Source organism: Burkholderia guangdongensis, assembly GCF_013403875.1.
In the GTDB taxonomy this organism is placed as follows: Bacteria; Pseudomonadota; Gammaproteobacteria; order Burkholderiales; family Burkholderiaceae; genus Burkholderia; species Burkholderia guangdongensis.
Genome location: NZ_JACBNX010000014.1, coordinates 117,939 through 130,131 on the forward strand (window position 1 = coordinate 117,939; position 12,193 = coordinate 130,131).

Sequence of the window (12,193 nt, forward strand, 5' to 3'; positions counted from 1 at the left end):
CGTCGAAGATAGGAGACGTCATGAACAAATTGCTCGGCGCGCTGACCTGCGCATGCGTCGCATCGCTCGCGCTCGTCGGGTGCGGCGGTGGAGACGGCGGAAGCGGCGCGGCACAAACCGGTACCCTGCGGGTTCAAATGACGGACGCACCGTCGTGCGGTTTCGATCACATCTACGTGACCGTGTCGCAGGTGCGCGTGAACGCGAGCGCACAGGCGGGCGACAACGACGCCGGCTGGTCGACGCTCACGCTGCCGTCTCCGCAGAAGCTCGACCTGCTGTCGCTGACCAACGGCGTGCTCGCCGACCTCGGTGACACGGCGCTGCCAGCCGGCCAGTATCAACAGGTCCGCCTCGTGCTCGCGCAGAACCAGGGCAACACGCTCGCGAATTCGGTCGTGCCGACGGGCGGAACCGAACAGCCGCTCGCGACGCCGAGCGCGACGCAAAGCGGCTACAAGATCATCTCGCCATTCACCGTGCAGGCGAACACGCTCGTCGATCTCGTGCTCGACTTCAACGCGTGCAAGTCGATCGTCCAGCAAGGCAACGGCGGCTACTCGCTGAAGCCCGTCGTGACCGCGACGCCGACCGTCGTGAGCGGCGAGATCTCCGGCTATGTCGCGCCGGCCGAGGCGGGCGCAACGGTCTTTGCCGAGCAGAACGGCAAGGTCGTCACGGGCACGATCGCGGATAGCTCCGGCAAGTTCGTGCTGTCGCCGCTCGTGCAGAGCTCGACGCAAGGCAACTACGACGTCGTGATCGTGCAGAACGATTTCTCGTCGGGCATCGTCCGCTCGGTGCCGGTGGTCGTGAATTCGAATACGGCCGTGTCGACGTCGAGCGCGCCGATCGTGCTGCCCGCGTCCGCGCCGGACACGGTGGTCGGCGGCACGGTCACGCCGAGCGCCGATGCACTGGTGCGCGCGCTGCAGACGATCAATGGCAATCCGTATGAAATCGCGTCGGTCAACGCGAACCTCGATACCGGCGCCTACTCGCTGCCGGTGCCGCCCGCGACGCCATACGTCGGCACGTACACCGGGGCGCTGCCGGTCGCGCTCACCGCCGCGCCGAGCTCGGCCGCGCAGTATACGATCGAGGCCGACGCAGCGTCGGGCGCGACGCAATCGACCGGCGTCAACGCATCGACGAGCCAGACGAACGTCAATTTCAGCTTCTGATCCGACGGATCAGTTGCGTGAATCCGGGAAGGGCCGTGCATGGCCCCTCCCGATCTACCCGGAGAACGAAGTGAAGAAAGGGGTGATTGCACTGCTGGTCGCGGCCGGCATGTTGAGCGGATGCGTCGCGTATGTGCCGGCGGCGCCGGGCGTCGTCGTCGTGCCGCAGGGCGGTCCGGGCAACGGCTTCTGTCCGCCCGGACAGGCGAAGAAGGGCAACTGCTGAAACGACTGGCCGCGCGAAGCGAACACGTTCCGACTGCCGAAACCAAAACCCCCATGCCGTTTCCAGCATGGGGGTTTTGCTATCAGCGGACGCGCGCGACGCCGCTCAGTGATGGTCGATCGACGTGTCGCTGTCCGTCGTATGCCGGACCGGGAGGGTCGTCGCGCGCGTGTGATGCGTGTGCGCGTGCCCATGCCGTCCGTGATGATGGCCGAGCCCCGGCCGCGCGCCCGCGCGGTCCGCGATCGCGTCCGAGCGGTCGGTTGCGCGCGCGAGGCCCTTGTCGCGGTCGGCGGACTTGACGCCGTTCGAATTGCTCTCGGCCGACGCGCTCGTGTGGCCGCCAGCATCGCCGCCCGCTCCGCCCATGCCGCCACCGCCCGCGCCGTGGCCGCCGCCCCCGCCATTACCGCCGCCGTTGCCGCCGCCCCCGCCATTACCGCCGCCGTTGCCGCCGCCGGCCGCAAAAGCCGATGCCGCACCGAGCGCGAAAAGTGCCGCCGCAAATGCACTAACGTAGCGCTGCTTGTTCATCTTCTTGCTCCTTCGAGCGCATTGAGGTGCTTGCATTGTACGAATGCGCGGCGCAGCCACTGCGCCGCGTTGTAAATATTCGTAACACCATCGAATTGCCCTATTCTTCCGAAGAATTCGCGTTAAAAGCCTCTCGGCGCGAGCGGGCTTTCGTTCCGCATTCTCGCGTCGATGTATCCTATCCCCCCCGATAGGATATGAACCATGTCGATCCACAGCTCCCACCCCGATATCGTCAAGCGCCTGAAGCGCGCCGAAGGCCATCTGCGCAGCGTGATCGCGATGCTCGAGGACGGCCGTCCGTGCGTCGAGATCGCGCAGCAGTTGCAGGCGGTCGAGAAGGCGGTCGCGAACGCGAAGCAGACGCTCGTGCACGATCACATCGACCACTGCCTCGACCATGCGGTCGAGCAAGGCGCGCAGAGCCCCGGCGACGCGATCCGCGAACTGAAAACCATCACCCGATACCTGTGACGCGATGACCGATTTCTCCTCCCTCCTCCAGCAAGGCGCGTCGAACGCGTGGCTGTTCGTGCCGAGCGCGATCCTGCTCGGCGCGCTGCACGGGCTCGAGCCCGGCCATTCGAAGACGATGATGGCCGCGTTCATCGTCGCGATTCGCGGCACCGTCACGCAGGCGGTGCTGCTTGGCCTGTCCGCGACGCTCTCGCATACGGCCGTCGTCTGGCTCGTCGCGCTCGCCGGCATGTATCTGGGCCGCAACTGGAACATGGAAACAAGCGAGCCCTACTTCCAGATCGCGTCGGCGGTGATGATCGTCGCGATCGCGCTGTGGATGATGTGGCGTACCGCGCGCCAGCGGGGCCATGCGCACGACGATCATCGCCATGAGCACGGCCATCACCATCACCACGACCACGCGCACGATCATGGCCACGACCACGATCACGCGCATGGCCATGCGCACGCTCATGACGAGACGCGGCACATCGACACCAGCCACGGCGCCGTCGAGCTGTCGATCTTCGAGGACGGCGTGCCGCCGCGTTTCCGCCTGCGCCGTGCGAGCCGCGACGGCCACGCGTGGTCCGCGGATCAGGTGCGCGTGCGGACCGAGCGCGTCGGCGGCGCGATGCAGACGTTCGCGTTCGTCGCGCGCGACGGCTTTCTCGAATCGGTCGACGAGATTCCGGAGCCGCATTCGTTCGTCGCGCGCCTGTCGCTCGGGCACGGCGATCACAGCCACGACTACGACGTCGTGTTCGCGGAAGACGCGCATGCGCACGCCGCGCTGCGCGCGAGCGGTCTCGAGCTCGACGTCGACGGCTTCCAGGACGCGCACGAGCGCGCACACGCGGACGACATCCGCCGCCGCTTCGCGGACCGCGAAGTGACGACCGCACAGATCGTGATGTTCGGGCTGACGGGGGGCCTCGTGCCGTGCCCGGCGTCGATCACGGTGCTGCTGCTGTGCCTGCAGTTGAAACGGTTCGCGCTCGGCGCGACACTCGTGCTGTGCTTCAGCATCGGCCTCGCGCTGACGATGGTCGCGTCCGGCACGCTCGCGGCATTGAGCGTGAAGCACGTGTCGAAGCGCTGGAGCGGCTTCGGCGATTTCGCGCGCAAGGCCCCATATGTGTCCGGTGTCGTGATCCTGCTCGTCGGGATCTTCGTCGGCTACCAGGGCTACAGCGCGCTCGGCTGATCGCGCCACGCGGCGCATGCACGGAGGTCGGATGAGTTCGCGTTCCGCCGTATCGTCCCGCCCCGCGATCCCGCGCACCGTCTGGGCGCTCGGCGTCGTGAGCCTGCTGATGGACCTGTCGTCGGAGCTCGTGCACGCGCTGCTGCCGATCTACCTGGTGTCGACGATGGGCATGAGCGTCGCCGCGCTCGGCGTGCTCGAAGGCGCGGCCGAATCCACCGCGCTGATCGTCAAGATCTTCTCCGGCGCGATCAGCGACTGGCTCGGCCGCCGCAAGGGGCTGCTGCTGTTCGGCTACGGGCTCGCGGCGCTGACGAAACCGCTCTTCCCGCTCGCGACCGTGCCCGGCACCGTGATCGCCGCGCGGCTCGTCGATCGCGTCGGCAAGGGCATCCGCGGCGCGCCGCGCGACGCACTCGTCGCCGACGTCGCGCCACCCGAGATCCAGGGCGCATGCTTCGGGTTGCGCCAGTCGATGGATACCATCGGCGCGTTCGCGGGCCCGCTCTGCGCGATCGTGCTGATGTTCGCGTTCGCCGATCACATCCGCGCGGTGCTGTGGTTCGCGGTCGTGCCCGCGTTCGCGACCGTCGCGGTGCTGCTGTTCGGCGTGCGCGAGCCCGATGCCGGCACGCTGCCGCCCGACTCGGCGCACAACCCCGCGCACGGCCCGAAGCGCGCGGCCCGCGCGTTCCGCTCGCCGCTGCACTGGCGCGCGCTGCGCGAATTCTCCCCGCGCTACTGGTTCGTCGTGACGATCGGCGCGACGTTCACGCTCGCGCGCTTCAGCGAGGCGTTCCTCGTGCTGCGCGCGCAGCAGACCGGCATGAATCTCGCGTGGATTCCGTCGGTGATGGTCGTGATGAGTGTCGCGTATGCGCTGTCCGCGTATCCGGTCGGGATCGTGTCGGATCGCATCGGCCGCCGCGCGCTGCTCGCGCTCGGGATGGCGCTGCTGATCGTCGCGGACCTCCTGCTCGGCGCGCGGGCGGACAAGGCCGTCGTGTTCGCGGGCGTCGCCGCGTGGGGGCTGCACATGGGCTTCACGCAGGGGATTCTCGCGGCGATGGTCGCTCAGACCGCGCCGGCGTCGCTGCGCGGCACCGCGTTCGGCGTGTTCAATCTTGCCAGCGGAATCGCGATGCTCCTCGCGAGCGCGATCGCCGGCGCGATCTGGCAGCGCTTCGGCGCATCGACGATGTTCTTCTGCGGCGCGGCACTCGTGATCGTGCCGCTGCTGATGTGCGCATTCGCGCCGGCCGGCGCGGCGGACGACAAAAAGGCGTGACGCGCGGGATGGCCGCGCGTCACGCCTCGTCGGGCGCTGCAAGGTACTGCGTGGTGACTGCGCGGTTGTTGCGCGGTTACCGTGAAGTTACCGCGCAGTTACCGTGCAATTATTGCGACTGCGCGCCGGCCTGGGCCTGCACGGCGGCCTGATGCTGCGCGGCCGCTTCCTGCGCGTGCTTCTTTGCGAGGTGGTGGCCGACGATGCAGCCGCCGACCGCGCCCGCGACCGCATGGTGGCCCGCGTAGTGGCCGGCGACGCCGCCGACCACCGCGCCCTTCAGACAGCCCGCGGCCTGCGCGGTGCCGACCGTCGCGACGGCCAGTGCGGCGGCGGCCGCGAACAGCTTGATCTTGTTGGTTTTCATGTGCTCACGCTCCGAGTTGAAGTGGGTCGGATATTAGGCGCTTTTACGCGACTTCAATAGCCCCCGCGCTCGCCATCGTGCCATCCGTGCTCACGCTCGCGCCACTGATGTTCGCGCCATTCGCGACGGCGCCATTCCTGCTCGCGCCATTCGCGTTCACGCCAGCCGTCGTCGCGATAGCCGACCGGCGCATACCCAACGGGCGCATACGCAACAGGCGGCGCGACGTACACGGGCTCCGGCGCCGGCGCATAGACGCCGGGCACGCCGAGACCGATCGCGACGTCGACGTGGGCCGACGCCGCGGTCGAGCCCGCGAGCGCTGCAAAACCGAGTACCGCACCGATCAGGATCTTGTTCATCTCGTGACTCCCGCGCACATTGAAGTGCTTCATGTGAATACGGTTCGGAGTCTAGGCGTCGGCCTGCGATACAGGTGCAACGGCCATGCGAGAGAAGTAACCGCAGGTAACGCGTCCCTCGGCGCGGCCACGCCCGTTCAGCCGGCGCTTTGCAGCCAGTGCACGCTGAAGTGCCGGGCGGCGTCGGTCCACACCGCGGCGGGCTCGAAGCCGGCGCGCGCGGCGATCGCGCGGAAGCCGGCGATCGTGAACTTGTACGAGTTTTCGGTATGGATGCGCTCGCCGTCGTCGAAGTCGAATACGCGGCCGAGCACGCGGGCCGTCTGCGTGCGCAGGCTGACGAGATGCATCTCGATGCGCGTGCGCAGCGGATCGTAGTGCGCGTGATGCGCGAAGCCGTCGACGTCGAAGTCCGCGCCGAGCTCGTCGTTCGCGCGCCGCAGCAGGTTCAGGTTGAACTGCGCGGTCACGCCCTGCGCGTCGTTGTACGCGCGATGCAGCGTCGCCGGATCCTTCACGAGATCGACGCCGACGAGCAATCCGCCGCCGCGCAGCAGCCGCGCCGCATCGCGCAGGAACGCGTCCGCTTCGTCCGGCGAGAAGTTGCCGATCGTCGAGCCGGGGAAGAAGCCGATCCGCTTCCCGCGCGTCACGGGCAGCGCCGCGAGCTGCTCCGGCTTCGTGTAGTCGGCCGCGAGCGGTACGACGTCGAGCCGCGGATACGCGTCGCGCAACCGCTGCGCGGCGCCGTGCAGATGGTCGGCCGAGATGTCGACCGGGATGTAGCGCGCGGGCGCGCCGTCGCGCGCGAACGCGTCGAGCAGGATGCGGATCTTCGCGAGCGAGCCGGCGCCGAACTCGACGATGTCCGCATCCGCGCCGACGCGCCGCACGATGTCGCTCGCATGCGCGCGCAGGATGCCGAGCTCGGTGCGGGTCGGATAGTACTCGGGCAGCTCGCAGATGCGGTCGAACAGCGCGGAGCCGGCCGCGTCGTAGAAGTATTTCGGCGGAATGCTCCGCGGCGAGCGCGACAGGCCCGCGAGCAGGTCACGGCCGAACGCGCTCGCGTGCGCCGGCATGGTCGGTGGCGGCGGCGGGCCGCCATGCACGGCGGCCGGATCAGACGTCTCTCGCAAGACGGACTCCCGAGAATTGCCAGCGCGCGGCCGGCGGAAAGAAGTTGCGGTACGTCGGCCGCGTGTGGCCCGGCGGCGTTGCGACGCTGCCGCCGCGCAGCACCTGCTGCCCGACCATGAACTTGCCGTTGTACTCGGCCGCGATGCCCGCGAACGGCCGGAATCCCGGATACGGCCCGTACGCGGAGCGCGTCCACTGCCACACGTGGCCGGTCATCTGGCGGATGCCGTCCGCATGGAACGCGGCCTCCCACTCGAACTCGGTCGGCAGCCGCGCGCCCGCCCATTCCGCATACGCGGCCGCTTCGTAAAAGCTCACGTGCTCGACCGGCGCGCCGGGCTCGAGCGGCCGCAGCCCGCGCGGGCCGAACGCGTGCCACCCGGCATGCGGCGCGTCGCGCGCGATGCTCGCACGGTCGGCCGGGAACCAGTATGCGGGCGCGTGCAGCCCGTTCTGCTGCACGATCGCCCAGCCGTCCGACAGCCACAGCGACGCTCGTTCGTAGCCGCCGTCGGCGATGAACGCCGCATAGTCGGCGTTCGTCACCAGGCGATCGGCGATCTCGTACTGCGCGAGCAGGATCGCGTGGCGCGGCCGCTCGTTGTCGAACGCGAAGTCCGGGCCGTCGTGACCGATGTCGACCCGGCCGCCCGGCTGGCGCAGCCAGCGCACCGGCTCCGGCTCCGGCTCCGGCTCGGCCGGCGGCGGCGCGTGCGCGGCGTCGGGTCGGAAGTCGGGTAGACCGTTCGGCCGATAAGCGGGCAGCAGCGGATTGCACGAGAACGCATGAAGGATGTCGGTGACGATCAGCTCCTGATGCTGCTGCTCGTGATGGAGTCCGAGCTCGATCTCCGGCGCGATCGTGTCGATGAGGTGCGAATCGGCGTCGCGGATCGCCTGCAGCATCGCTTCGTCGACGTGGCGCCGGTATGCGTGCACCTCGCCGAGCGACGGACGCGTGAGCAGCCCGCGCTGCGGCCGCGGATGCCGCGGGCCCAGCGATTCGTAGTAGGAGTTGAACAGGAAGCGATAGGTGTCGTCGAACGGCACGTAGCCGGCGATGCGCGGCGTCAATACCGCCGCTTCGAAGAACCACGTCGTATGCGCGAGATGCCACTTCGTCGGGCTCGCGTCGGGCATCGACTGAATGGTCTGATCTTCGGCGGACAGCGTCTTCGCGAGCTCGACGCTGAACGCACGGACCTCCTGATAGCGGTGCTGAAGCCGGGAAACGAGGGAGCTCATCGGTTATACCGTCCACGTCACGACGACTGTTTCGGAAGTGGAGGCCGCGCAAGCGACGCGCGCGGCCGGCGAACGACCCGCGATGCTGCGATGGCGGGAGCGCGTTGCGGCTGCTGTTGCAGCAGTATGGCGCAGAAATGTGAATGTCGCGAATCGGACAGGCGCTCGCCGCGAAACATCGGCGTAAGCGGATGGAAAGAATTTGGCCGTTCGCGCGGGGCGAAAAAAATTTTTCGCGTCGATGTCACACGCGGGACGGTTGCGTCGTCATGTCATCGGAACCCACACGAGGAGATGAAACCATGACTGCCAAACTCGATCCGTTCGCCGCCGCGCCCGCACTGATGAAGACGTGGATGGGCACGTCGATGGCCGTTGCCGCGAGCCTCGAACCGAGCCTGTCCGAGCTGGTCAAGATTCGCGCGTCGCAGATCAACGCCTGCGCGAACTGCCTTAACATGCATACCGCCGACGCACGCGCGAACGGCGAGACGGAGCAGCGTCTATACCTGCTGGCTGCGTGGCGCGACGCGCCATGCTTCACCGATCGCGAACGCGCGGCGCTCGGCTGGACCGACGCGCTGACGCGGCTCTCCGAAGGCCACGCGCTCGCCGATGCCTACGACGCGCTGAACGCGCACTTTACGCAGGAGGAACAGGTGAAGCTCACGCTGATGATCAACGTGATCAACGGCTGGAACCGTCTCGCGGTCGGCTTCGGGCTGTGGGTCGAGCCGGCGGCGGCGAAGGCGTCGATGGCGGCCGTTCGATGACGCCCGGCGATCCGGCCGATGGCGCCAACGCGGCCGACGCGGCCGCGAGCTTCGATCCGCTGCGTCGCGTGCTGGTGCGCGTCGCGTACCGGATGCTCGGCTCCATCGCGGACGCCGAGGACGTCGTGCAGGACGCGTTCATCCGCTGGATGGGCACCGAGCGCGCGGAGGTGCGCGTGCCGGAGGCGTTCCTGCGCCGGATGGTGATGCGGCTCTGCCTCGATCAGCTGAAGTCCGCGCGGCACCGGCACGAGACGTACGTTGGCCCGTGGCTGCCGGACCCGGTCATCGACGATGACGAGCAGGAAGACGTCACGCTGCCGCTGATGCTCGCGCTCGAGCGCCTGTCGCCGCTCGAGCGCGCGGCGTTCCTGCTGCACGATGTGTTCGGGCTGGACTTCGACGAAGTCGCCGCGACGATCGGACGCGAACCGGCCGCGTGCCGGCAGCTCGCGGCGCGCGCGCGGACGCACGTGCGCGATGCGCGTCCGCGCTTTCGCGTCGAGAAGCAGCGCGGCCTCGAGATCGCGAACGCGTTCTTCGCGGCCTCACGCAGCGGCGACATGAGCGCGCTCGGCGCGTTGCTCGCGGCGGACGTGAGTCTGCATGCGGACGGCGGCGGCAAGCGGCCGGCGGCCGGCAAGCCGGTGCTCGGCTTCGACCGCGTGATGAAGGTGCACGAATATCTGGCGGACCTGTTCCGGCGGAACGGCTCGACGCTCGTGCGCGCGGGCTTCGTGAACGGCCTGCCCGGTTTCGTCACGCTGGAGGCGGATGGTGAACTGCAGACGACCGCGCTCGAGATCGAGGATGGGAAGATCGTGGGAATTTATGTGGTTCGTAATCCGGATAAATTGCGGCATTTGCATTGATGGGGGAGCAGCCTCGCTCGTTGTGTTGATCGACGTCCGCCCCGCCACTCCACCCCCACCTCCCTCACTCCACCGTCACCGATTTCGCGAGATTCCTCGGCTTGTCGATATCCGCGCCGCGAATGCACGCCGCGTGATACGCGAGCAACTGCAGCGGCACGACGTGCAGAATCGGCGACAGCAGCCCGTAGTAATCCGGCATCCTCAGCACCGAGACCCCGTCGCCGTTGTCGATCCGCGTATCCGCGTCGGCGAACACATACAGTTGCCCGCCCCGCGCCCTCACCTCCTGCATGTTCGATTTCAGCTTCTCGAGCAGCGTGTCGTTCGGCGCGATCGTCGCAACCGGCATCGTGTGCGTGACGAGCGCGAGCGGCCCGTGCTTCAGCTCGCCGGCCGGATACGCTTCCGCGTGGATGTACGAAATCTCCTTCAGCTTCAGCGCGCCTTCGAGCGCGATCGGGTAATGCAGCCCGCGGCCGAGGAACAGCGCGTTCTCGTGCTGCGCGAACTCGGCCGCCCAGCGTGCGATCTGCGGCTCGAGCGCGAGCACGTCGGCCAGCGCGTCGGGCAGCCGGCGCAGCTGCATCGTGTAGCGCGCGAGCTGCGCGTCGTCGACGAAACCGCGCATCCGCCCGAGCGTGACCGCGAGGATGAACAGCGCGACGAGCTGCGTCGTGAACGCCTTCGTCGACGCGACGCCGATCTCCGGGCCCGCGCGGGTGAGAAAACGCAGCCCGGTCTGGCGCACCATCGCGCTCGTCGGCACGTTGCAGATCGCGAGCGTGTCGAGATGGCCGAGCGACTGCGCATACTTGAGCGCCGCGAGCGTGTCGGCGGTTTCGCCGGACTGCGACACGACCACGACGAGCGTGTTCGGCGTCGCGAGCGCGTCGCTGTAGCGATATTCGCTCGCGATCTCGACCTGCGCGGGCACCCGCGCGATCGTCTCGAGCCAGCGGCGCGCGGTCAGCCCGGAATAGTGGCTCGTGCCGCATGCGAGGATCAGCACGTTGTCGATCTGCTCGAACACGCGCTGCGCGTCCGGGCCGAACACGGCCGGATCGAACAGGCCGGCATCCGGAATCGTCGCGGCGACCGCGCGCGGCTGCTCGAAGATCTCCTTCTGCATGAAATGCCGATACGCGCCGAGCTCGACGATGCCGTCGCCCGACGCCACGGTCTGCACCGGCCGCTCGACCGGCGAGCCGTGCTGATTCACGATTCTCGCCCCACCCGGCGTCAGCTCGACGATGTCGCCTTCCTCGAGAAAAATGAAGCGCTCGGTGATCCCCGCGAGCGCGAGCGCGTCCGACGCGAGAAAGTATTCGCCGTCCTTCAGCCCGACGACGAGCGGCGAGCCGACCCGCGCGCCGATCAGCCGGTGTGGCTCTGTCTTGCTGAACACCGCGATCGCGTACGCGCCGCGCAGCTGCGAGGTCGCGTCGCGCACCGCGGACAGCAGATCGCCGTGGTACTTGCTGTGGATCAGGTGCGCGACGACTTCGGTGTCGGTCTGGCCGTCGAACACATAGTTCTGATCAGATAGTTGCGAACGCAACGTTTCGTGATTCTCGATGATGCCGTTGTGCACGAGCGCGATCTCGTCGCGCGAGAAGATCGGATGCGCGTTGCAGGTCGCCGGCGCGCCATGCGTCGCCCAGCGCGTATGCGCGATGCCGGTGTCGCCGGTGAGCCCGGCGTCGAGCACGTGCGCTTCGAGATCCGCGACGCGCGACACGCTGCGTTCTCGTCGCGCCTCGCCGTCGACGACGGTCGCGACGCCGCACGAATCGTAGCCGCGATATTCGAGGCGGCGTAAGCCTTCGATCAGAACCGGAACGATGTTCCGTTGCGCAACCGCGCCGACGATCCCACACATGACGCGTTACCTCCGAAGGAAACAAGCGGTGCGCGCCGGCGATCCGGCGCGGCTGAAACGGCCGCCGTGCAGCCGTCGCGCGCGGGCGCGGCGGCGGCGGACGGCGGGCGGCCGAGCGGCGGGTGGGCCGTCCGCGCACGGACGCGACGGCGCGGCGGGCGGATCGATCGACAGGTCGATCCGCAGGTCGATCGGCGACGCGCCGGGGTAGGGAAGGCAGCCGGCCAGCCGCCGGGCCGGTGCGCCGAGCGCGCGGCCGGTGTGCGTGCGGCGCGGCGCGCAGCGTGCGCGCCGGCTCGGGTGACGAACATGCGGACTGAATCGCCCGAAATCGCGCGGGGTGTCGCGGCATGCGCATGTGGCGACGCGGGGTAGCGGATCGCCGTTGCGCTCGCGGATGCAACCGAGCGCGAACAGCAACGCGTCTTCGACGTCGAACAGTACCGTCCGCCAGTCGTTCATCGTTCCATCCCCGGCTCCCGCCTCGGCGCTCGGCGTCGACGCGGTCATGCATGCAAAGGGAGCCGGCGGCGCGCATCGTCGCGTCGCCGTTTCCCGGTCTTGCTGGGGCACTTCGTCCGTCCCTGATGAGGGTTTGTCGTCGGCGTCGGGGCGGCGGTGTCTGCGCAGAAAGCGAAGCAAGCGTCGAGCCAT

14 protein-coding genes are annotated in these 12,193 nt (G+C 68.5%); 7 read left to right on the forward strand and 7 right to left on the reverse strand.

Annotated elements, in window-relative coordinates:
• Positions 1–20: 20 nt before the first annotated feature.
• Both HZI36_RS14960 and HZI36_RS14965 read left to right on the forward strand, forming a co-directional pair.
• A complete protein-coding gene (locus tag HZI36_RS14960; protein ID WP_179403426.1) occupies positions 21–1,184 on the forward strand; it encodes a DUF4382 domain-containing protein in 1,164 nt (387 codons plus the stop codon).
• Positions 1,185–1,254: 70 nt separating this feature from the next.
• A complete protein-coding gene (locus tag HZI36_RS14965; RefSeq protein ID WP_179403427.1) occupies positions 1,255–1,410 on the forward strand; it encodes a hypothetical protein in 156 nt (51 codons plus the stop codon).
• Positions 1,411–1,515: 105 nt separating this feature from the next.
• On the opposite strand, the gene HZI36_RS14970 is transcribed toward HZI36_RS14965, so the two are convergent.
• Positions 1,516–1,944, reverse strand: a complete 429-nt coding sequence (locus HZI36_RS14970; protein ID WP_246327089.1) for a hypothetical protein — start codon at positions 1,942–1,944, stop codon at positions 1,516–1,518.
• 204 nt (positions 1,945–2,148) lie between these two features.
• Here HZI36_RS14970 and HZI36_RS14975 point away from each other — a divergent pair, with 204 nt between their 5' ends.
• Genes HZI36_RS14975 through HZI36_RS14985 form a run of 3 tightly spaced genes read left to right on the forward strand, consistent with a single transcriptional unit; the run spans position 2,149 to position 4,898 of the window.
• Positions 2,149–2,418: a metal-sensing transcriptional repressor gene (locus tag HZI36_RS14975; RefSeq protein ID WP_179403428.1), complete on the forward strand. Its 270-nt coding sequence runs from the start codon at positions 2,149–2,151 to the stop codon at positions 2,416–2,418.
• A gap of 4 nt (positions 2,419–2,422) precedes the next feature.
• A complete protein-coding gene (locus tag HZI36_RS14980) occupies positions 2,423–3,610 on the forward strand; it encodes a nickel/cobalt efflux transporter (protein WP_179403429.1) in 1,188 nt (395 codons plus the stop codon).
• 31 nt (positions 3,611–3,641) lie between these two features.
• Positions 3,642–4,898 carry an MFS transporter gene (locus HZI36_RS14985; RefSeq protein WP_179403430.1) on the forward strand — a complete coding sequence of 419 codons (1,257 nt, stop codon included), beginning with the start codon at positions 3,642–3,644 and terminating at the stop codon, positions 4,896–4,898.
• Between the two features lie 109 nt (positions 4,899–5,007).
• Here the strand turns inward: HZI36_RS14985 and HZI36_RS14990 are convergent, their stop codons facing one another.
• From HZI36_RS14990 to egtB, 4 genes are all read right to left on the reverse strand, one after another.
• A complete protein-coding gene (locus HZI36_RS14990) occupies positions 5,008–5,265 on the reverse strand; it encodes a hypothetical protein (RefSeq protein WP_179403431.1) in 258 nt (85 codons plus the stop codon).
• Between the two features lie 53 nt (positions 5,266–5,318).
• Entirely contained in the window at positions 5,319–5,627 is a 309-nt protein-coding gene (locus HZI36_RS14995) for a hypothetical protein (RefSeq protein ID WP_179403456.1), read from the reverse strand.
• A gap of 137 nt (positions 5,628–5,764) precedes the next feature.
• Positions 5,765–6,766: an L-histidine N(alpha)-methyltransferase gene (egtD, locus tag HZI36_RS15000; RefSeq protein ID WP_425485245.1), complete on the reverse strand. Its 1,002-nt coding sequence runs from the start codon at positions 6,764–6,766 to the stop codon at positions 5,765–5,767.
• Positions 6,750–8,012 carry an ergothioneine biosynthesis protein EgtB gene (gene egtB, locus HZI36_RS15005; RefSeq protein WP_179403432.1) on the reverse strand — a complete coding sequence of 421 codons (1,263 nt, stop codon included), beginning with the start codon at positions 8,010–8,012 and terminating at the stop codon, positions 6,750–6,752. Before egtB ends, egtD begins: the two co-directional genes overlap by 17 nt.
• Positions 8,013–8,314: 302 nt before the next feature.
• On the opposite strand from egtB, the gene HZI36_RS15010 reads away from it, so the two are divergent.
• Both HZI36_RS15010 and HZI36_RS15015 read left to right on the forward strand, forming a co-directional pair.
• Entirely contained in the window at positions 8,315–8,785 is a 471-nt protein-coding gene (locus tag HZI36_RS15010; protein WP_179403433.1) for a carboxymuconolactone decarboxylase family protein, read from the forward strand.
• The gene (locus HZI36_RS15015; RefSeq protein ID WP_179403434.1) at positions 8,782–9,657 is read left to right on the forward strand and encodes a sigma-70 family RNA polymerase sigma factor; all 876 of its coding nucleotides are present in this window, start codon (positions 8,782–8,784) and stop codon (positions 9,655–9,657) included. Before HZI36_RS15010 ends, HZI36_RS15015 begins: the two co-directional genes overlap by 4 nt.
• Positions 9,658–9,721: 64 nt before the next feature.
• Here the strand turns inward: HZI36_RS15015 and glmS are convergent, their stop codons facing one another.
• Together glmS and HZI36_RS15025 are read right to left on the reverse strand one after the other, a co-directional pair.
• Complete coding sequence (gene glmS / locus HZI36_RS15020; protein WP_179403435.1) at positions 9,722–11,539, reverse strand: glutamine--fructose-6-phosphate transaminase (isomerizing); 1,818 nt, start codon at positions 11,537–11,539, stop codon at positions 9,722–9,724.
• A gap of 6 nt (positions 11,540–11,545) precedes the next feature.
• Positions 11,546–12,001 (reverse strand): hypothetical protein, encoded by a 456-nt coding sequence (locus tag HZI36_RS15025; RefSeq protein ID WP_179403436.1) that lies wholly within the window; start codon positions 11,999–12,001, stop codon positions 11,546–11,548.
• Positions 12,002–12,193: the final 192 nt, after the last annotated feature.